16 protein-coding genes are annotated in these 21660 nt (G+C 31.5%); 13 read left to right on the top strand and 3 right to left on the bottom strand.

The window, feature by feature from the left end; all coding sequences use genetic code 11:
• Positions 1-26 precede the first annotated feature (26 nt).
• Positions 27-479, bottom strand: a complete 453-nt coding sequence (locus DR024_RS15095; RefSeq protein ID WP_027098548.1) for a PadR family transcriptional regulator — start codon at positions 477-479, stop codon at positions 27-29.
• Positions 480-483: 4 nt separating this feature from the next.
• Positions 484-1329, bottom strand: a complete 846-nt coding sequence (locus DR024_RS15090; protein ID WP_027098547.1) for a DegV family protein — start codon at positions 1327-1329, stop codon at positions 484-486.
• Positions 1330-1514: 185 nt separating this feature from the next.
• Here DR024_RS15090 and DR024_RS15085 point away from each other — a divergent pair, with 185 nt between their 5' ends.
• Entirely contained in the window at positions 1515-2555 is a 1041-nt protein-coding gene (locus DR024_RS15085; protein WP_027098546.1) for a sensor domain-containing diguanylate cyclase, read from the top strand.
• 32 nt (positions 2556-2587) lie between these two features.
• Here the strand turns inward: DR024_RS15085 and DR024_RS15080 are convergent, their stop codons facing one another.
• Positions 2588-3574: a DUF3048 domain-containing protein gene (locus DR024_RS15080; RefSeq protein ID WP_027098545.1), complete on the bottom strand. Its 987-nt coding sequence runs from the start codon at positions 3572-3574 to the stop codon at positions 2588-2590.
• Positions 3575-3797: 223 nt separating this feature from the next.
• Here DR024_RS15080 and nrdD point away from each other — a divergent pair, with 223 nt between their 5' ends.
• The 12 genes from nrdD (at position 3798) to DR024_RS15020 (ending at position 21660) form a co-directional block, all read left to right on the top strand.
• Complete coding sequence (gene nrdD, locus DR024_RS15075; RefSeq protein ID WP_111919106.1) at positions 3798-5909, top strand: anaerobic ribonucleoside-triphosphate reductase; 2112 nt, start codon at positions 3798-3800, stop codon at positions 5907-5909.
• A 340-nt stretch (positions 5910-6249) separates the two neighbouring features.
• Positions 6250-7413 carry a homocitrate synthase gene (nifV, locus tag DR024_RS15070; RefSeq protein ID WP_055184256.1) on the top strand — a complete coding sequence of 388 codons (1164 nt, stop codon included), beginning with the start codon at positions 6250-6252 and terminating at the stop codon, positions 7411-7413.
• A gap of 29 nt (positions 7414-7442) precedes the next feature.
• Positions 7443-9365 (top strand): aconitate hydratase, encoded by a 1923-nt coding sequence (locus tag DR024_RS15065; RefSeq protein ID WP_099328422.1) that lies wholly within the window; start codon positions 7443-7445, stop codon positions 9363-9365.
• A 390-nt stretch (positions 9366-9755) separates the two neighbouring features.
• The gene (locus DR024_RS15060; RefSeq protein ID WP_242829718.1) at positions 9756-11015 is read left to right on the top strand and encodes an NAD(P)-dependent oxidoreductase; all 1260 of its coding nucleotides are present in this window, start codon (positions 9756-9758) and stop codon (positions 11013-11015) included.
• A 92-nt stretch (positions 11016-11107) separates the two neighbouring features.
• Positions 11108-12409, top strand: coding sequence for an ATP-binding protein (locus tag DR024_RS15055; protein ID WP_034866450.1), 1302 nt, complete (start codon positions 11108-11110; stop codon positions 12407-12409).
• Positions 12410-12474: 65 nt separating this feature from the next.
• A complete protein-coding gene (gene nrdG / locus DR024_RS15050) occupies positions 12475-12981 on the top strand; it encodes an anaerobic ribonucleoside-triphosphate reductase activating protein (protein WP_034866447.1) in 507 nt (168 codons plus the stop codon).
• A 34-nt stretch (positions 12982-13015) separates the two neighbouring features.
• Positions 13016-13549, top strand: a complete 534-nt coding sequence (locus DR024_RS15045) for a carbohydrate-binding protein (protein WP_055184250.1) — start codon at positions 13016-13018, stop codon at positions 13547-13549.
• 291 nt (positions 13550-13840) lie between these two features.
• Positions 13841-15580: a potassium-transporting ATPase subunit KdpA gene (gene kdpA / locus DR024_RS15040; protein ID WP_027098538.1), complete on the top strand. Its 1740-nt coding sequence runs from the start codon at positions 13841-13843 to the stop codon at positions 15578-15580.
• Between the two features lie 16 nt (positions 15581-15596).
• Complete coding sequence (gene kdpB, locus DR024_RS15035) at positions 15597-17660, top strand: potassium-transporting ATPase subunit KdpB (RefSeq protein WP_111919104.1); 2064 nt, start codon at positions 15597-15599, stop codon at positions 17658-17660.
• 12 nt (positions 17661-17672) lie between these two features.
• Positions 17673-18266: a potassium-transporting ATPase subunit KdpC gene (gene kdpC, locus DR024_RS15030; protein ID WP_027098536.1), complete on the top strand. Its 594-nt coding sequence runs from the start codon at positions 17673-17675 to the stop codon at positions 18264-18266.
• Between the two features lie 15 nt (positions 18267-18281).
• Positions 18282-20999 (top strand): sensor histidine kinase, encoded by a 2718-nt coding sequence (locus DR024_RS15025; protein ID WP_055184248.1) that lies wholly within the window; start codon positions 18282-18284, stop codon positions 20997-20999.
• Positions 20968-21660 carry a response regulator gene (locus DR024_RS15020; protein ID WP_081663676.1) on the top strand — a complete coding sequence of 231 codons (693 nt, stop codon included), beginning with the start codon at positions 20968-20970 and terminating at the stop codon, positions 21658-21660. The genes DR024_RS15025 and DR024_RS15020 overlap by 32 nt, the downstream gene beginning before the upstream one ends.

The following is a 21660-nucleotide window of genomic DNA, read 5'->3' as shown; positions in this document are numbered from 1 at the left end:
AAAAGATATACTCATAAAAAGTATATCTAATAAATATCTCTATATATTATTTTAAATACTTTTAATGCTTCTTCAATTTTAGGCCTTAAAAGTTGTTTTTTATTTTCAAATTCTAACATTCCTGCTGGGGTTAAAGTATATATCTTTTGAAATTTCTTGTCTAGATCATCCCATTCTCCAATAATTAAATCCTGCTTCTCTAATTTTTTTAGAAGAGGGTAGATACCTCCTGTACTAGGAATCCATAAACCACCAGTTCTTTCACCTATTTTATGGGCTATATCATTTCCGTTTGAAGGGCCAAGACTTAAGATATAAAGAACATATATAGGGAGAAGTCCTTTTGTAAAGACCTGACCTACAGCTTCTTTTTCTTTTTGAACCTTCTTTAGTTGAGCAACCTTTTGTTTGTATTCTTCGTACAGTTGTTTTTCTGCAGCTTTTATCTCTTGAGGACTCATAGAGGATAAATCATTCATTGATTTATTCTACCTCTTGAACTATGAAACCTACTAGACCAGGACCTGTATGAACTCCAAGAGCAGGACCAATTGAACCAGTTTCTATGTTATTTATATTATCTAAATCCTTAAAGGAATTGTAAAGATCTTTGCAGTCTTCCTCGGAATGACCATGAAGAACCCAAACATTACATTTGCCTTTTTCTAAGTAACTATCTAATATTTTTCGTAGCTTTGTAAGAGATTGTTTTCTTCCTCTTACTTTTGCATAAGTATTGTAAACACCATCATCACCAACTTCTATAATTGGTTTAAGGCTTAAAATTTCTCCTATTGTTCCAGATACCTTACCAATTCTTCCGCCCTTTTTCAAGTATTCTAATGTATTAAGTGTAAAATAACATTGAACTTTAGGTCTTAGGGTTGGTAATATAGATACGATTTCTTCAAAGGTCTTTCCTTCTTCAACTAGTTTTGCAGCTTCAATAACTAAGCAACCTTCTGCCATTGTTAAAGTTTTTGTATCAAATACAAATGAAGTTAATTTAGGATGGTCTTCAAGCACTAACCTAATAGAATTACTAGTACCAGAAAGGGCACTAGAAATATTTATGGATATAACATGAGTGTATCCTTCCTTTTCAAATTCATCTAATATCTCATTTATTCTTTTTACATTTGGTAAAGAAGTTGTAGGAATCTCCTTGTGTAAGGAAGAGTATACTTCTTCAGGAGTTATATCAACTTTATCCTCATATTCTTTACCTGAATATATTATTCTAAAAGGTGCAACTTTTATATTATATTTTTCTATAATGTCATTTGTTATGTCTGAAGCACTATCTGTAATTATACCTATCTTTTGCATATAAAAAACCTCCTAATATTTATATAGATAATATATGTAATTTTCTTAAACCTTATCACTATTGATATAGTTAACTATATCAAAAGTGATAAGGTTATTCAATAATAAAATAAGAATTAAAAAACTGTACCAACATAATAAAAAGTAATATAATTTATATAATATGCTACATAAGTGGGGGAGTTATGAAAAGTAATTTTTTTGTTACTATCTATCTCATTACAGTATTTAGTATTCTAATAGTACAGGCATTAAAGATAAAAGAGTTAAGGAATAGAATAAGTGAATCAGATAGAATAAGAAAAGAAATATGTATATTAGGTGATAAGATTCAATTAATAAAGAGTAAGCAAGAGGTTTATGATTTAATCTTAACAACAGCACTCAATGTTATTCAAAAAGGGAATAAGGGTAGCATATTGATTCAGGAGGAAGATAGATTATTTCATTATAAGACCATAAGAGGATTTAATAGTGATATTAGTTTGAGTCCTTTACCTAAGGAAGAGTTAGCTTTATACAAATATAATGGTTGTAAAGATATTGCTATTTTGAAATCAAGTTTAGGGTATAAGAACGAATATATATTAGTTTCTCCAATAAGTTCTGATGGCAAGCTTATAGGAGTTATAAATATATATTCTGATGAGGGAAGCTATAAGTTTACAGATGAGGATATAAAATTATTAAGGTATATAAAGCATGAATTAGAAGTGGAAATTAAAAACTTTTTGACGCAAGACAAATTAAAGCATATAGCAACTCATGATGAACTAACAGGACTTTATAACAGGAGAAGCTTTAATCAAATATTTGAAGATGAATTAAATGAAGTTAAGAAGAATGGTATAGAAAGTGTTCTTGCAATTATTGACTTAGATGATTTTAAAGTTATAAATGATACATTTGGACACAGGGCTGGTGATGAAGCCTTAGTTAAAATGGCAGCTGCAATGAGAAAATGTCTTGAGAAAAATGATACTTATGCAAGAATGTCAGGAGATGAGTTTGTAATAATATTTAGGCAATCAACGGTTGAAGATGTAAAAGAAAAGCTATCTGGTATAAACGATATTCTAACCATGAGTTCAGAAAATATAAAAATAGGATTTACATATGGATTAGCAACAATAAGTATTGATTCAAATATAGAAAAGGATGAAATATTTTCTTGTGCAGATAGAATGCTATATATGGAGAAGAAAAAGAAAAAGGTAGGAAGATAATAAGAATCTCGCAAAAGCGAGATTCTTTTATTTTAATATTTTATGCTAGTTTTATTATCTACAATATGCCAAATAGTTTTGCCAGTGGCAAGAGGGAGTTCATTTCCGTTCATATCATATATTTTTGTTTCAGATAGTTCACTGTATTTCTTCCATTTGATATCTAAAATTTTTCCGTTACTTAATAGAAGACCATCTCCTTCACCAATCATGTTTATATCAAGATGCAATCCGTCTTCCCCCAATTTTATATCAGTCTTTTGTATTATTACATTGGAAAATTCAAGTGGAGATTCATATGCCATATCCCATGCCTTTTCACCATCCATGTATTTAGTATAAACATTATTATTATAAGTGTAGGAAGTATTATAATGGTTATTAATAGTTATTAAAATGTTATCACATGTTTTGTAATCATTGCTGTTATAATATTCGTTATCAAATGTAGAGAAGTTTTTTGATTTTACATCCCAATTAGTAGTAGATATAAAACTGCGTATCTTCTCAGATGATGTATATAGGTTGTGAGGAGCTTTTCGTGTAGAGTCTCTCCAAAAGTAATGTTCTTTAGATATCTCATTTATACTCATTATAGAATTATCTTGTTTGATTTCATTTAATGCATCCAAAGACCCACCGCAATGAGCAAAAGGCAGTGAATTTTCTCTAGAAAGTGTTATATAGTAAGGCCTAACGCTTCTAACTGGACCAATTATGGAAGGTGATTGGCTATGGAATAAAGCCATGAATCTTGGAATACCACCTTCGGCAGAGGTTTCATAAATAATATCTGCTTGTGACAGGCCGCTTTGTGGACGAGCAGATGGTGAGTTTTCTACCATAACCATAAAAGGAGTATTGTTTATAGAAGTTTGATCACATTCTTCTCCTGTATAAGGGAAAGAATATTTGCTTTCGATTACATTAGTAGAATTAACTGCTTCTTTTTTATTACAACCATAAAGGCAACTTCCTAGTAAAGTTGTTATTATTATTATTGCTAATCTTTTTTTCATCATTACCTCCTTAACAAAAATAAAAATAGGTATAGTACTAGTTTATTCATTTATTAGAAAAATAATACAAACAAATAAAAAGTGAAGATAAGTGGACAAATAGTATACTAAATGAAGGTATTTTGATGAAATTGAAAATTGTGGAATATTGAAGTGTAAGATTTAATAAAGTATAATTATAAAGGTGATAGGCACAATATATTGTATGAAAGGGGAATGAACAATGCTATATGTAGTTAAAAGGGATGGTAGAACAGTTGAGTTTAATATCGATAAGATATCCAATGCTATAAAGAAAGCAGCTACTGAAGAGGGAGTAAGCTTAAAGACTAATCAGGTGTTTGACTGTGTGCAAAAGGTTATAAATTACATAGAAATGACAGAGAAAAAAAGTATATCTGTAGAAGAAATTCAAAATTTAGTTGAAAAAGCATTAAGAGATAGTGGCCATGAAAATATCGCTATATCCTATTCAACTTATAGAAATGAGAGAACAAAGATTAGAGAAATTAAATCTGATTTAATGAAAGCAATTCAACAAATAGGAGTTGAAACAGATAGAGATAATGCAAATGTAGGAAATAATTTTAGTTCTAAGCTTTTAAGAATAGCATCTGAATCAAATAAATGGCATACATTAGCTAGTATGCCTAAGAAATTAGCAAAGGCTCATGAAACAGGAGATTTATATTATCATGATTTAGATAGTTATAATTTAACTACAAATTGTCTTCATATTCCTACTAGAGAAGTGTTAGAAAAAGGCTTCAATACAGGATATGGAACAATAAACTCACCTAAAAGAATAGAAACAGCAGCAGAATTATCATGCATACTTTTACAATCAACACAAAATGATATGTTTGGAGGTCAATCTCATCCAGATTTTGATAATGATTTAGGCATATTTGTTGAACCAACAAGAAAAGAGATAAAAAAGGAATTAGAAGAATTGGGAGTTCCAAGTGAAAGAATAGAAAGCATATTAGAGAAAAAAGTTAGAGAAAGAGTACATCAAGCAATGCAAGGGGTAGTGTTTAATTTGAATACTATGCACTCTAGAGCGGGCTCTCAAGTTCCATTTAGTTCTGTTAATATAGGTATTCCTAACAGTGATGATGCAGCTTTAGTGTGTGAAATATTTTTAGAGGAATATGAAAAAGGATTAGGAAAGGGTGAACAGCCCATATTCCCTAATATTATATTTAGAGTAAAAGATGGAGTTAATAGGGAAGAAGGAGATCCATATTACTATTTATATAAATTAGCTTGCAGAGTGGCAGCTAAAAGAATGAACCCTACTTTTATGAATATTGATGCGGATTTTAATAAGGAGTATTATAATCAGGGATATATGCCAGCTACTATGGGATGTAGAACATATCTAATGAAAAATGTTAATGGAGAACCAGGGTGCAAAGGTAGAGGAAATATAGCTCCAACAACAATAAACTTACCTAGAATAGGGATTCAAGCAAAAGGTAATATTGAAAAGTTCTTTGAATTATTTCAAGAGAGAATTGATTTGGCTGAGGAAGCATTAATGCATAGATATGGAGTATTAAAGAACCTAAGAGTTAAAGATCTACCTTTTGTTGCAGGACAGCATCTGATGAAAGGCGCAGAAGGGCTTAGTGGAGAAGATTCTATAGAGCCAATATTAAAACAAGGAACTTGGGGAATTGGTTTTATAGGTTTAGCAGAGACCTTAGTAGCTTTAACAGGAAAACATCATGGAGAAGACCCAGCTTCAAGGGAACTTGGTGAAAAAATAATTACATTTCTTAGAAGTAATATAGATAGATTAACTGAAAAAACTCGTCTTAACTGGAGCTGTTATGCTACACCAGCAGAAGGTCTTTCAGGAAAGTTTATAAAACAAGACCAAAAGATGTTTGGGCTTTTAAAGGGGATTACAGATAAAGAATATTATACAAATAGTTATCATATACCTGTTGGTTTCCCAATATCAATTAAAGATAAAATTGATATTGAAGCACCTTATCACAAGCTTTGTAATGGAGGGCATATCAGTTATATAGAGGTAGATGATAATCCTACAGGAGATACAATAAAAGATATAATTGATTATGCATATAAAAATACTAATATAAGTTATCTTGGTGTTAATTTTCATATAAGATATTGCAAAGATTGTGGAGAAACTTTGCATAATCATGAGTGTGCATGTCCTAAGTGTGGAAGTAATAACATACAAGGAATTTCAAGAGTAACAGGATATTTAAGCTTAGATGAAAGATTCGGGTCTGGAAAGTCACATGAAAGGGACGACAGAATAACACATACAGAATCACACGAGTCTACATATAAGTAGGAAAAGGATGCAATTAAGTTGCATCCTTTTTGTTTTGGTGTGACTTAGAGCGAAGCGACGGCACAAGCAAAATAAATATCCACCATACCTCTTGCAATGCAATTTTTATAATAAATCTTGCAATAATTAGTAGTGTTTTAGTGATAATTTAAAAATATATAGAAAATATTGAATTGAAACTATACAAAACTTGCAAAAGTCTTTATTTTTCTATTGTTAATAATAATTTAGTGTGATAGAATAAAATGGTAAAATAGTAAATTGCTATATCCACTAATTTTTGGGGCTTCATATAGATAATCGAAAGGATATAACAAAGAAATAAGAAAAGGGGGATATTATGCCAGTAAAAGATTTAAAAAATGGAAGACAAATTTATGTGGTAGATACAACTCTTAGAGATGGAGAGCAAACTGCCGGTGTTGTATTTGCTAATGAAGAAAAGTTAGCAATAGCAACAATGTTAAGTGACTTGGGAGTAGATCAATTAGAAGTAGGTATACCAACTATGGGTGGAGATGAAAAAAATGCAATTAAATCCATAGTAAAGAGAAATTTAAAAAGCAGTATAATGGCTTGGAATAGAGCTGTCATATCTGATATACAAGAGTCTATAGATTGTGGAGTAGATGCTGTAGCCATATCAATATCAGTTTCAGATATTCATATTAAGAATAAGTTAAAGACATCAAGAGAATGGGTACTAGAGAATATGGTTAAATCTGTAGAATATGCTAAGAAGAATGGTTTATATGTATCTGTTAATGGTGAAGATGCATCAAGAGCTGATAGAGAGTTTTTAATTAAGTTCATGAAGGCTGCAAAGGAAGTTGGTGCAGATAGATTTAGGTATTGTGATACAGTGGGCGTAATGGGACCATTCCAAATAGAAGAGGAGATTAAATGTCTACATGACAATGCAAAGCTAGATATTGAGATGCATACTCATAATGATTTTGGTATGGCAACTGCAAATGCCATAGCAGGATTAAGAGGGGGGGCTAATCATGTAGGGGTAACAGTTAATGGACTAGGAGAAAGAGCAGGAAATGCCGCTCTTGAAGAGGTAGTTATGGCCTTGAAGTTTGTCTATGGCTGCGATGTGAACATGGATACTACAATGTTTAGGGAAATTTCCGAATATGTTTCTAAGGCATCAGGTAGAGAGTTACCTATTTGGAAGGCCATAGTAGGTACAAATATGTTTGCTCATGAATCAGGTATTCATGCAGATGGAGCGATAAAGAATCCTAAAAATTATGAAGCTTTTGATCCAAGTGTAGTTGGTCTTGAAAGACAAATAGTAATAGGAAAGCATTCAGGTAAGGCAGCTATAGTAAATAAGTTTAAAGAATATAATATAGAACTTACTAATGAAGAAGCTTCAGTTATATTAGAAATGGTTAGATCAACTTCTGTTAGATTGAAGAGAAGTTTATTTGATAAAGAGATTGTTGGGCTATATAAGGAATATAAAAGACAATTAGCAGAAAAAGATAATTAAATCGCAATAAGTACTAAGGGGGAAAGAAGATGGGCGATAATTTAGTATATAAAATATTAAAAAGCCATATTGTTGAAGGTGAATTAAAGGCAGGGGAACCAATATCAATTAAAATAGATCAAACTTTAACTCAAGATTCAACAGGAACAATGGCATATTTACAACTAGAAGCAATGGGGATTGATAGGGTAAAAACTAAAAGGTCAGTAGCATTTGTAGATCACAATATGTTGCAACAAGGATTTGAAAATGCTGATGATCATAAGTTTATACAAACAGTAGCCTCAAAATATGGTGTGTATTTTTCTAAACCAGGTAATGGAATATGTCACCAAGTATTTTTAGAAAGATTTTCAACACCATCAGAGACCTTAATTGGATCTGATAGTCATACCCCAACAGCTGGTGGAGTTGGTATGCTAGCTATGGGTGCTGGTGGATTAGATGTTGCTTTAGCTATGGGGGGAGGAGCCTATAATATAAATACTCCTAAAGTAGTCAAGGTTAATTTAGAAGGTAAGTTAAATAAGATGGTAGCATCTAAGGATATAATATTAGAAGTATTAAGAAAGTTAACTGTAAAAGGTGGAGTTGGAAAAGTATTTGAATATGCTGGTGAAGGTGTTAAGTCACTATCAGTTCCACAAAGAGCTACTATAACAAATATGGGAGCTGAATTAGGAGCAACAACTTCTATTTTCCCAAGTGATGAAAGAACTTTAGAGTTTTTTAAGGCTCAAGGAAGAGAAGAAGATTGGATAGAGTTCAAACCTGATGCAGATGCATTATATGACGATGAAATAACTATAAACTTAGATGAATTAGTGCCACTAGCTGCAGGGCCTCATAGTCCGGATAATGTTAAGGAAGTAAAAGAGTTTGGAAAGATAAAAGTAGACCAAGTAGCAATTGGTAGTTGCACAAATTCCTCATATGAAGATTTAATGAAGGTTGCTAAAATACTGAAGGGAAGAAAGGTTAACCCTAATGTAAGTTTGGTAATAGCCCCTGGATCAAGACAAGTTATGGAGATGATAGCTAGAAATGGAGCATTAGCTGACATTATTAGTGCAGGTGCAAGAATACTAGAAAACTCTTGTGGCCCTTGCATAGGTATGGGACAAGCACCATCAACAGATGCAGTTTCTTTAAGAACTTTTAATAGAAATTTCTATGGTAGAAGTGGAACACTATCTGCTAAGGTATTTTTAGTAAGTCCTGAAACAGCAGCAGTATCAGCAATAACAGGAGTTTTAACAGATCCAACGGAATTAGATGTGGATTTAACAGTAGATATGCCTAAAAGATTTTTAATAGATGATTCAATGATATTAGCGCCTGCACCAACAAATGCAGAAGTTGATGTTGTAAGAGGACCAAATATAAAACCATTCCCAGTAAATAAACCTTTAGGGAACAGTGTTGAAGGTAAGGTATTAATAAAGGTTGAGGATAATATAACAACAGATCATATAATGCCTTCAAATGCAAAGCTTCTTCCATTTAGATCGAATATTCCATATCTTTCAGAATTCTGTTTTAATACAGTAGATGTAGAATTTCATAAGAGAGCTAAGGAATATAACGGTGGTTTCATAATTGCTGGTGATAATTATGGACAAGGTTCTTCTAGAGAACATGCTGCATTAGCTCCATTATACCTTGGAGTAAAAGCTGTAATTGCTAGATCGTTTGCTAGAATTCATAAAGCTAACTTAATTAATAATGGTATAATTCCTATGGAATTTAAAGAAGAAAGTGATTATAATAGCATAGATTTAGTTGATGAGTTAGTTATTGATAATGTAAAGCGCTCTTTAGAGACTGGAACTGTTAAGATTAAAAATGTTACTAAAGGAATAGAATTTGAGGTTACGGTTAATTTAACAGAAAAAGAAATTGATGTAATTAATTTAGGTGGAAGACTTAATTACGTAAAACATAGTAATTAGTACAATTTTTAATGACTATTGATATTAATACATCCTTTCTCAAATAGATAAGGGATGTATTATATATTCAATGGTCTTTTATTTTAATATAGTTGATAGAGGGAGTCTTTAATAAACAAGTTGGGATAAGGTTAAAATATTAAAATATATTTCCGTGAAGGTGGCATATAAGATAGTTATAAATGGAGCATATAATCATGATGTAGTTGTTGTATATGCTAATAGACCATATATAATATCTATTATGACCAAGGGGGAGTAATGAGTTCATTTCGCAATTATCTAAGAAAATCTATGGTCAGTTAATTAGATTATAAATATAGTGAAATTTTTACTCTTGTCTTTATTTGTAATATTATATATGATGAAATAACAAACTATTAGATAAGAATGAAGAGAGGTACAAGAGAAATGTTATATTTAGATGAGGCAAATAGATGCTTGTCATGCAAGAATCCAAGATGTAAGCAACATTGTCCTATAAGCACACCAATTCCAGAAGTAATAGCGCTTTATAAGGAAGGGAAGTTAAAGGAAGCAGGAGAAGTTCTATTTAAAAATAATCCATTATCTTTAGTATGTTCAATAGTATGTCCTCATGAAGATCAGTGTAGAGGATATTGTATAAAAGGTATTAAAGATGAACCGGTAAGATTTCACGATATAGAAACAGAGATTTCTACTAAATACTTAGAAGAAATGGAGATAGAAAATACTCCTAAGATAAAGGATAGAGTTGCTATAGTTGGTGGAGGTCCTGCGGGAATAACAATAGCATTTATACTTTCACAAAAAGGATATAAAGTAACTTTATTTGATGCTCATGAAAAGATTGGAGGAGTTTTAAGATATGGAATTCCTGAATATAGATTGCCAAATAAAATGATAGATAAAATTGAAGAGAGACTTTTAGATTCAGGTGTTGTAATAAGACCAAATACCTTAATTGGTCCTGTTATAACTATTGATAAACTATTTAGTGATGGATATAAAGCTATATTTATTGGAACAGGAGTATGGAACCCAAAAACTTTAAATATAAAAGGTGAAACATTAGGAAATGTTCATTATGCAATAGATTATTTAAAGTCTCCAAATGTATATAGATTAGGGAAAAGAGTAGCTGTAATAGGGGCAGGAAATGTAGCTATGGATGCTGCTAGAGTTGCCAAAAGAAATGGTGCTGATGAAGTATATATCCTTTATAGAAAAGGTGAAGAGGATATGCCAGCAACAGGTGATGAAATAAGAGAAGCTAAAGAAGATGATATTAAGTTTAAACATTTTGTAGCTCCTTTAGAAATAACTGAAGAAGGAGTTAAATTAGTTAGAACTGAAAATATTAAAGGTGAAGATGGAAGAGTACAAACTAAGATATTGGAAGATGAGGAGGAATTCTTTGAGTGCGACTCTACAATAATAGCTGTAAGTCAAGCGCCTAAGAATAATATAGTTTCTCATACAGAAAGCTTAGAAACAAATAAATGGGGACTATTAGTAACTGATGAACAAGGGCATACAACTAGAGATGGTGTATTTGGGTCAGGAGATGTAGTAACTGGAGCTAAAACCGTTGTTGAAGCTGTAGCAAATGCAAAAATCGTTGCTAATGCTATAGAAGAGTATTGCACAAAAAAACTAGTTTTATAAAAGATTAGAAGGAATTTTACATATGTAAGATTCCTTCTTTTTTGTTGTGATAAAATAGTAGTATATACAAAAAATAGAAAGTGGGGCTAAAAATGAATAAGGAAGAAATTATTAAATTAAATTTAAATTCTCTTTGTGTGTATAAGGGGATATTTGAAGAGAAAGTTGGGGATAAATTTAGAAAGCTTGTTGATAAGTTGTGTGATAACTCTAAGATTGAGGAGTGTGTAAAGGCATATAATGAATTTACATTTGAATTATTTAAGGTTAATAGAATATTATCATTTAAGGAAGTTATAATAGATGACATGCTATTAAGCTCAAATCCATTTAATCAATCTTTAAGTAATTTTGGAGAGGTACCTAGTTTTACTGAAGATGGCATATTTAATGAACTAAACTTGTTATGTGACATAGCAAATGTTACTAGCAATGATATTAAGAGTATCTTATTAAATAAATTTGATTCAGTAAGTACTATAGATTCGCTTATAGGATGGAATTTAAATGAAGATAAGTACATAGCAAAAACAGAAATGGATATAGAAAAACTAAAGCATATTCTGATGTGTGAAAATAATTGGGGTAATAAAATAGATAAGATAAAGAACTTTCATATAAAGAATGGAACAGGAAGAAGCACAGCTTATAAAGCCTTTGTTTGGGAAAGGTTTCATGATGATAATGAAGGTCACTTAAGAGAAATTTTAGAGCCTGACCCAATAAATATATCTGAATTAATAGGTTATGAAACTCAAAAGAAGGAAATAATCGATAATACAAAGAGTTTTTTAAAGGGTCTTCCTGCTAATAATTTATTGTTATATGGAGCTAGAGGAACAGGAAAGTCATCTACAGTAAAAGCTGTACTTAACGAATTTTATATGGATGGATTAAGGTTAATAGAAGTTGATAAAGATCAATTAAGAGATTTTACTAGAATTATTAGATTGTTAAAAGATAAGAAGCAAAAGTTTATTATTTTTGTTGATGATTTGGTTTTTGATGAAAATGAAGATAGCTACTCTGCTTTAAAGACAATATTAGAAGGAAGAGTAGAAAATAAACCTGATAATATAATAATTTATGCTACAACTAATAGGAGACATTTAATTGTTGAAAAGTTTGCTGATAGGGAAGAGATAAACTCAAAGGATACAATGGAAGAAAAGTTATCTCTATCAGATAGGTTTGGTATTACAATTAGTTTCTTTACTCCTGATCAAAAAGAGTTTTTAAAGATTATAGATGGTCTAGTAGATCTTAGGGGATTAGATATAGATAAGGAATATGTTCATAGAGAAGCCCTAAAGTGGGAAAAGTGGCATAATGGTAGGTCACCAAGATCTGCTACACAATTTATAGATTGGTTAGAAGGATATTTATCTAAATAGATATTGTGTGATTATAATTGGTGATATAATAAATGTAGAAATATCTATAGAGAGAAGGGGTTTTGGTGGGTAATACAATAAGATTAGCTGGGATAGCATACGAAAGTTTAGTAAATGGACCTGGGATGAGGAGAGTATTCTTTTCTCAAGGATGTAGGCATAATTGTAAGGGATGCTTTAATCCTGATACTCATAGCTTTGATGGCGGAGAAGAAAAAGACATGGATGAATTAATAAAGGATGTTTTAGGTAATCCAATGATAAAAGGTGTTACATTTAGTGGTGGCGATCCTTTTGAAAGGCCAGAAGAATTTGCATACATGGGGGAAGTTTTTAAGAAGCATGGTCTAAATATATGGAGCTATACAGGATATACTTATGAGTTCATAGTAAGTCATTTTAATGAAAAGCCAGAATGGAGAAGGTTAATTAATACTTTAGATGTACTAGTTGATGGTCAATTTGAAGAAGATAAGAAAGAGGAAGGTTTATTGTTTAGGGGATCTTCAAATCAAAGAATTATAGATGTTAAAGAGAGTTTAAAGAGAAATCAGGTAGTAATTTGGAAATGATAAAGGTATAGTACTAGAGAGGAGATAGTGGTCAATGAAAAAGAAAGTAATAAGTATGATATTAGTGGGATTATCATTAGCATTAGTAGGATGTGGGGATAAAAGTACACTTACAGAGGATAAGGTAAATATATCTGCGGATAAAGAAGTAAGTGAAGATGGGAATTATGTAGTTGTAGTAGAATTATGTGAGGGAGTAAAATCTGTAGACTATACACTAACAGAAAATGGTCAGTTGGTATCTTCTAAAGAGGATGTCGATGAAGGGTTAAAAGAAAATATAATGTCAAACAAGGTAAAGGGTGAATATGAATATGTGTTAACAGTTAAAGACGATGAAGGAAACACTGTTACAAAGGAGTTAGCTGTTAAGGTAGATGATAGTTTAGCTGCATCAGCTACTTTGTCAGATAGTAGTATAGCCGAATGGTCTGGAGATGGTATAGAATATGCTGTGGGTGATAAAGTAAACTATAGTGATAAAAAGTATAAATGTTTACAAGGACATACATCTCAAGATGATTGGAATCCAGTAAGTGCAGCTAGCCTTTGGAAGGAAATAAAATAATAAGTTACACATATTATGAGGATACTAAAAGTATCCTCTTTTTTGATTTAAATTTTAAATACTTAAACTTATACAAAGTAAGGAGAATAATAATTCTTCTTACTTTTTTATCTTTATACAATCTTAATACTAGTGCTAATAACTCTAACACTATCTTTATATCTTTTTATCTATAATTAACCTCGTAAGAGAGGAGGATGAATTCGTGGAAATTATTATCAAATTAATAGGTATAGTAGCCTTAGTGCTATTTATATATCTTTTTTACATTTTATTAAAGGGGGATAATGAATAATGAATGCAGTATTACAATATGGGTTATACTTAGTTATTCTAGTGGCATTAGCAATTCCACTTGGAAAATATATAAGCAAAGTTATGGATGGAGAAAAAGTATTTTTATCTAAAGTATTAGTACCTGTAGAAAATTTTATATATAAAATAATGAGAATAGATAAGAAAGAAGATATGACGTGGAAGAAGTATGCGGTATCAGTAGTTTCATTTAGTATATTTGGATTTATAATTTTATTCTTATTAAATGTTTTACAAGGAGTTTTGCCACTTAATCCAGAAGGCGTTGATGGCACAACAGCTCACTTGGCATTTAATACAACATCAAGCTTTGTAACTAACACAAACTGGCAAGCCTATTCAGGTGAAAGTGGGTTAAGTTATCTAACTCAAATGTTAGGTTTAACTGTTCAAAACTTTGTATCAGCAGCAACTGGTATTGCAGTACTTTTTGCTTTAATTAGAGGTTTTACAAGAGTTAAAGAAAAAGGAATCGGAAGTTTCTGGGTGGATCTAACTAGAAGTATACTGTATGTTTTAATACCGCTTTCTATAGTTGTTACCCTTGGATTAGCATCTCAAGGAGTTGTTCAAAATCTTAATTCTTATGAAGAAGTACAATTAGTACAACCAATAGAGTTAGAAGATGGAACTGTAATTACTAAGCAGGTAATACCACAAGGTCCTGCAGCTAGCCAAATAGCTATAAAACAATTGGGTACAAATGGAGGAGGATTCTTTGGAGTTAACTCAGCACATCCATTAGAAAATCCAACAATATTTTCTAATATGTTAGAGATGATTTCATTACTTTTAATACCAGCAGCTTTATGTTTTTCATTTGGTAGAAGTATAAAAGATAAAAAACAAGGAAGAGCAATATTCTTAGCAATGTTTATTATGTTGGTTGTAGCACTTTCTATTGTTGCGGTAAGTGAAGCCAACGCAACACCTCAGCTTGTTCAAGCGGGAATGGTTGATGTTTCACCAGTAGGACAAGCTGGTGGCAATATGGAAGGAAAAGAAAGTAGGTTTGGTATTGCGACTTCAAGTACTTGGGCTACATTTACTACAGCTGCTTCAAATGGATCGGTTAATTCAATGCATGATAGCTATACTCCATTAGGAGGTATGATAACAATGCTTCAAATGCAACTTGGAGAAGTTATATTTGGGGGAGTTGGATGTGGTTTATATGGCATGCTTGCATTTGCTATAGTAGCAGTATTTATTGCAGGTCTTATGGTAGGTAGGACGCCAGAGTACTTAGGAAAGAAGATAGATCCTTATGAAATGAAAATGGCAATGTTAGTTTGTCTTGCTACACCAATAGCAATACTTGTTAGTAGTGGAATAGCTTCATTAGTTCCTCAAGTAGTAGAAAGCTTAAATAATGAAGGAGCTCATGGATTTTCTGAAATGCTTTATGCTTATTCATCTGCAGGAGGCAATAATGGATCAGCCTTTGCTGGATTTGGAGCTAATACACCGTTTATAAATATAACAATAGGTATTGTAATGTTATTTGCTAGGTTTGTACCATTAATTGGTACACTTGCAATTGCAGGTTCTTTGGTTCAAAAGAAAAAAGTAGCAGTTAGTGTAGGAACATTATCAACTCATAATGCTTTGTTTATAGGATTATTAATATTTGTAGTTCTTTTAGTTGGAGCATTAAGTTTTTTCCCTGCACTTGCGTTAGGTCCAATAGCAGAGTTCTTTCAAATGATTGCGTAGAAGGAGGGAGTAAGAGATGAAGAAAGAAAAATTCCTAGTTAATAAAAGTATGATGAAAAGAGCTATTAAGGATTCATTTATTAAGTTAAATCCTAAAGTTCAAATTCAAAATCCAGTAATGTTTATAGTTTATATAGCTTCAATACTATCATCAATATTATATACTATATCTCTATTTGGAATAAAAGATAATTCGCCTAGTTTTATATTAGGAATTGCAATATTACTTTGGTTTACTGTTATCTTTGCTAACTTTGCAGAAGCTATTGCAGAAGGTAGGGGGAAAGCTCAAGCAGATTCCTTACGTGCTTCAAAAAAGGATGTTTTAGCTAGTAAGATAGATTCTGTTACTGATAAATCTAAAGTTACTAAAGTTAATTCATCAGAATTAAGAAAAGGTGATTTAATTATTGTTCATGCTGGAGAACAAATCCCAGCAGATGGTGATGTTATAGAAGGAGCAGCATCAGTAGATGAAAGTGCAATTACAGGTGAATCTGCACCAGTAATTCGTGAAAGTGGAGGGGATAGAAGTGCAGTAACTGGCGGTACAACTGTTACATCAGATTGGATTGTTATTAAGGTTAGTAATGATCCAGGTGAAGGTTTTATGGATAAAATGATAGCTATGGTAGAAGGCGCGGCTAGAAAGAAAACTCCTAATGAAATAGCTCTTCAAATATTACTTGTTGCATTAACAATTATATTTTTAACTGTAACTGTTTCGTTATATTCTTATTCAAAGTTCTCCTTTCTTCAAGCAGGTGTAGAAAATAATACTTCTGTAACAGTGTTACTAGCATTATTAGTATGTTTAGCGCCAACAACAATAGGGGCATTGCTATCAGCTATAGGTATTGCAGGAATGAGTAGACTAAATCAAGCGAATGTTTTAGCTATGAGTGGTAGAGCAATAGAGGCTGCTGGAGATGTTGATATTTTAATGTTAGATAAGACAGGAACTATTACATTAGGGAATAGGCAAGCTAGTGAGTTTGTACCGGTTGATGGTATTGATAAAAGAGAATTAGCTGATGCAGCTCAATTAGCATCATTAGCAGATGAAACACCAGAAGGAAGAAGTATAGTTATATTAGCCAAAGAAAAGTTTGGAATTAGAGAACGTAATATGACTGAATTAAAAGCTACATTCATACCATTTACAGCTAAAACAAGAATGAGTGGAGTAGATTTCTCTGGAAATGAAGTAAGAAAAGGTGCTGCAGATGCAATTAAGAGATATGTAGAAGAAAAAGGCGGCTCCTTCTCTAAGGAATGTGATGAAGAAGTAAGAAAAATAGCTAATGTTGGAGGTACTCCATTAGTTGTAGCTAAAAATGGTAGGGTATTAGGAATAGTACATTTAAAAGATATAGTTAAGAAGGGGGTTAAAGAAAAGTTTGCAGATTTAAGAAAAATGGGAATTAAAACAATAATGATTACAGGTGATAACCCTCTTACAGCGGCAGCAATAGCAGCTGAGGCAGGAGTTGATGATTTTTTAGCTGAAGCTACTCCAGAAGGAAAACTTAATATGATTAAAGATTTCCAAAAGCAAGGTCATTTAGTTGCCATGACTGGTGATGGAACAAATGATGCACCAGCATTAGCGCAAGCTGATGTGGCAGTTGCTATGAATACTGGTACTCAAGCTGCTAAAGAAGCAGGAAATATGGTGGATTTGGATTCATCTCCAACTAAGTTAATTGATATTGTTCGTATAGGTAAGCAGTTGCTTATGACTAGAGGTGCTCTTACTACTTTTAGTATTGCAAATGATATTGCTAAATACTTTGCAATAATACCACCATTATTTATTGGACTTTATCCTCAATTAGATAAATTAAACATAATGAGATTAGCAAGTCCAGAAAGTGCAATCTTCTCTGCTGTTATATATAATGCTTTAATTATAGTAGCCTTAATACCTCTTGCATTAAAGGGGGTTAAATATAGAGAAGTTCCAGCGAGTAAGCTTTTATCAAGAAATTTATTAGTTTATGGAATTGGAGGAATTATAGCTCCATTTATTGCAATTAAGATTATTGATGTAATTATTACAGCTCTTGGAATAGTATAGGAGGTAGTTATAATGAAGGTAGCAAAAAAGGCTTTTATTTGCATAATAGTTTTTACGGTACTTTGTGGGTTAGTATATCCTTTAGTAATGACAGGAATATCACAAGTATTATTTAAAGAGAAAGCAAATGGTAGTATTATAGAAATTGATGGCAAGAAGTATGGCAGTATTTTGTTAGCACAACAATTTACAGGTGATGAATATTTGTGGGGGCGTATAATGAATATTGATACAGAAACTTTTACTGATGATGAGGGAAACGCTTTAATGTATGCAACTCCATCAAATTTAAGTCCAGCAAGTGAAGAATATGAAGCGCTTGTAAAAGAAAGGGTTGAAAGGATTAGAAAGGCCAATCCAACTGTGAAAGAGGAGGCTATTCCTGTTGATTTAGTAACATGTTCAGGTAGTGGATTAGATCCTCATATATCAGTTGCTGCCGCTCAGTATCAAGTTGAGAGAATAGCTAAAGCACGTAACCTAGATACTCAAGAAGTAAAAAAAATAATTGATAAATATACTAAAGGAAGAATGTTTGGGATATTTGGTGAAGAGGTGGTTAATGTTTTAGAAGTTAATCTTGCTTTAGATGGAATATTAGAATAGAGAGGTATAGATTATATGGGAGAAGTTCGGCCAAATCCTGAAACCTTATTAAGGAAGGTTAATAACTCGGAGCGACAAGATAAAAGAGGAAAGTTAAAAATATTTTTTGGTTATGCAGCAGGTGTTGGAAAGACATATGCGATGCTAGATGCTGCTCATGCAGCTAAAAAATCAGGTATAGATGTAGTTGTTGGGTATGTTGAACCTCATACTAGACCTGAAACATTGGCTTTATTAGAAGGGTTGGAATTACTTCCAACCCTAAAAGTTGATTATAGAAATATAAAGTTGAATGAGTTTGATTTAGATGGAGCATTAAAAAGAAATCCTAAGCTTGTTATTGTTGATGAGTTAGCGCATACAAATGCAGAAGGATTAAGGCATAAAAAAAGATATAGTGATATTGAAGAATTATTGGATGCAGGAATTGATGTTTATACTACAGTTAATGTTCAACATATAGAAAGCCTAAATGATATAGTTGCATCAATTACTCATATAACAGTTAAAGAAAGAGTTCCAGATAGAATATTTAATGAGGCATTTCAGGTAGAACTTATAGATATAGAGCCTTCAGATTTAATAAATAGATTAAATGAAGGAAAAATATATAGTAATATGCAAGCAAAAAGAGCCTTAAATAACTTTTTTACTAGAGAGAATTTAGCTGCCCTTCGTGAGATAGCATTAAGGCAAACAGCAGATAGAGTTAATAAAGAAGTAAGTATAAATAAGGTTTGTGGAGAAAGTGTTTATCATACAAATGAACATATATTAGTATGTTTAAGCTCCTCTCCATCTAATGCAAAAGTTATTAGAACAGCTGCAAGAATGGCAGAAGCTTTTCATGGGAAATTTATAGCTTTGTTTGTAGAAACTACTTATTCAAAAGAGTTAGGTTCAAAGAATATAGAAAGACTTAGAAATAATTTGAAATTAGCAGAAGATTTAGGAGCAGTTATAGAAACTGTTTATGGAGATGATGTTCCTTATCAAGTTGCAGAATTTTCGAAAGTAAGTGGAGTATCAAAAATTATTATTGGGAGAAGTGAAAGAAGAAGAAATATATTTGCAAGTAAAATTGGAGTTGTAGATAGGCTTATAGAATTAGCTCCGGATATAGATATATACGTCATTCCAGATAAAGAATCACGTTTATATAATCCAAAAAGAAAATATATAAAGCAGATAGAATTATCAGCAATAGATACTTTAAAGACTGTAGTAGTATTAACGTTCTGTGCAATGTTAGGACAGTTGTTTTTTAAAGCAGGGTTTGGAGAAGCCAATATTATTACAATATTTATACTTGGTGTTCTTGTTATTTCTAATCAAACAAGAGGAAGATTTTATGGTGCTGTTTCATCATTTATAGGAGTAATGAGTTTTAACTTTTTATTTACAGAACCAAGATTTACCTTTAACGCCGATGATCCAGGTTATATAGTTACATTCTTTATAATGCTTATAGCAGCATTTGTTACGAGTACATTAACGAGCAAAGTAAAATCTCAAGCTAATTTATCTGCAATAATAGCATACAGGACTAATGTATTATTGGATTTAAGTAGAGATTTAGAAAGGTGTAATGATATAGATAGTATTATATTATGTGCTCAAGAGAAAATATATAAGTTACTTAAAGAACCAGTAGTTATTTATACAGTAGAGGATGAAAAGATAAGTAAAGTTTATAATTATAAAGATGAAGATGGAATAGAATTAGAAGAAAAGTTTATAGGGGTAGATGAACAAGCTGTTGTTAGTTGGGTAATAAAAAATAAGAGAAGAGCAGGAGCAAATACAGATACTCTTCCAGGAGCAAAGCTAATGTATACGCCCTTAGTTGGAGAGAAAAAAGTAATGGCAGTTGTAGGAATTGTTATTAATACAGAGGAGAGAATAGACAGTGGTGAAAAGTCATTGTTTGCTGCATTATTAAATCAGATATCATTTGCGATAGAAAAGTTTTTATTAAATGAATTACAAAAAAAAGCATTGATGCAAGCAGAAAATGAGAGATTTAGAGCAAATCTTTTAAGGGCGGTATCTCATGATTTGAGAACACCTCTTACAAGTATATCAGGAAGTGCAAATTCGATATTATCTAATAACTTTGATGAAGATACAAAGAGAAAATTAATTTTAGATATATATGATGACTCTTTATGGTTGATTAATTTAGTAGAAAATTTATTGTCAGTATCAAGAATAGATAATGGAAATGTTAATTTACGAACTGAACCTCAACTTGTGGAGGAAATAATAAATGAGGCATTACAACATGTTAATAGAAAGTCAGTTAAATATAAGATTAATGTAAATTTACAAAATGAACTATTAATGGTTAATGTAGATGTTAGATTAATAGTTCAAGTTGTAATAAATATAGTAGATAATGCTATAAAGTATACAGATGAAGGTTCAGAAATAACTATAAATTCATTTGTAAGAGGTAAAAAGGTAGTAATAGAGGTAGCTGATAATGGAAGTGGAATAAGTGAACAAGATAAGAAATGCATATTTGATATGTTCTTTACTGTGAATGGAAACAGAGGAGACAATAGAAGGGGCTTAGGTTTAGGGTTAGCACTGTGTAAATCTATAATAAATGCACATGGAGGAAAAATATATGTTAGAGATAATAAACCGAAAGGAACGATAATGGGGTTCACATTAGATTTAGTGGAGGTAAGGAATAATGAAGACATCAATTTTAGTAGTAGAGGATGATAAGGCAATAAGAAACTTTATTAGTGCTACACTAGAAGTACATTCTTATGATTGCTATACAGCAGAGAATGGAGAGCAAGCTATTTTATTAGCTACATCTAAAAGGCCAGATATAATAATTTTAGATTTAGGATTACCTGATATTGATGGAGGAGAGATTATAAAAAAAGTTAGAATGTGGTCAAACTGTCCAATAATTGTGGTAAGTGCTAGAAGCGAAGATAAAGATAAGATTGAAGCTTTAGACTCAGGTGCTGATGATTACCTAACTAAGCCTTTTAGTGTTGATGAACTTTTAGCAAGAATTAGAGTTGCTATAAGAAAAATGAATTATGATAATACAAAAAATAGCGAAAGTACAGAATTTATTAATGGAGGATTAAAAGTAGATTATGTATCAGGATGTGTTTTTGTAGATGGAGAAGAGACTCATCTAACGCCTATAGAATTTAAGCTTATTTGTTTATTGGCTAAAAATGTAGGGAAAGTTCTTACTCATAAATACATATTAAAAGAGATATGGCAAAGTTCATTAGATAGTGATATACCGTCATTAAGAGTTTTTATGGCTACATTAAGAAAGAAAATTGAGAAAGGCAAAAAAACAGGAAGCTATATTCAGACTCATATTGGAGTAGGTTACAGATTAGTAAGACTTTAG

The sequence above is a fragment of the Clostridium paraputrificum genome (assembly GCF_900447045.1).
GTDB classification, from domain to species: domain Bacteria; phylum Bacillota; class Clostridia; order Clostridiales; family Clostridiaceae; genus Clostridium; species Clostridium paraputrificum.
Note: the sequence above shows the minus strand (reverse complement) of the source record. Positions and strands in the feature narration are given on the sequence as shown.

Coding starts and splice junctions, on each gene's coding strand:
- DR024_RS15095 (WP_027098548.1), bottom strand. CDS start 479: ATGAATGATTTATCCTCTATGAGTCCTCAAGAGATAAAAGCTGCAGAA.
- DR024_RS15090 (WP_027098547.1), bottom strand. CDS start 1,329: ATGCAAAAGATAGGTATAATTACAGATAGTGCTTCAGACATAACAAAT.
- DR024_RS15085 (WP_027098546.1), top strand. CDS start 1,515: ATGAAAAGTAATTTTTTTGTTACTATCTATCTCATTACAGTATTTAGT.
- DR024_RS15080 (WP_027098545.1), bottom strand. CDS start 3,574: ATGAAAAAAAGATTAGCAATAATAATAATAACAACTTTACTAGGAAGT.
- nrdD (WP_111919106.1), top strand. CDS start 3,798: ATGCTATATGTAGTTAAAAGGGATGGTAGAACAGTTGAGTTTAATATC.
- nifV (WP_055184256.1), top strand. CDS start 6,250: ATGCCAGTAAAAGATTTAAAAAATGGAAGACAAATTTATGTGGTAGAT.
- DR024_RS15065 (WP_099328422.1), top strand. CDS start 7,443: ATGGGCGATAATTTAGTATATAAAATATTAAAAAGCCATATTGTTGAA.
- DR024_RS15060 (WP_242829718.1), top strand. CDS start 9,756: ATGAAGAGAGGTACAAGAGAAATGTTATATTTAGATGAGGCAAATAGA.
- DR024_RS15055 (WP_034866450.1), top strand. CDS start 11,108: ATGAATAAGGAAGAAATTATTAAATTAAATTTAAATTCTCTTTGTGTG.
- DR024_RS15045 (WP_055184250.1), top strand. CDS start 13,016: ATGAAAAAGAAAGTAATAAGTATGATATTAGTGGGATTATCATTAGCA.
- kdpB (WP_111919104.1), top strand. CDS start 15,597: ATGAAGAAAGAAAAATTCCTAGTTAATAAAAGTATGATGAAAAGAGCT.
- kdpC (WP_027098536.1), top strand. CDS start 17,673: ATGAAGGTAGCAAAAAAGGCTTTTATTTGCATAATAGTTTTTACGGTA.
- DR024_RS15025 (WP_055184248.1), top strand. CDS start 18,282: ATGGGAGAAGTTCGGCCAAATCCTGAAACCTTATTAAGGAAGGTTAAT.
- DR024_RS15020 (WP_081663676.1), top strand. CDS start 20,968: ATGAAGACATCAATTTTAGTAGTAGAGGATGATAAGGCAATAAGAAAC.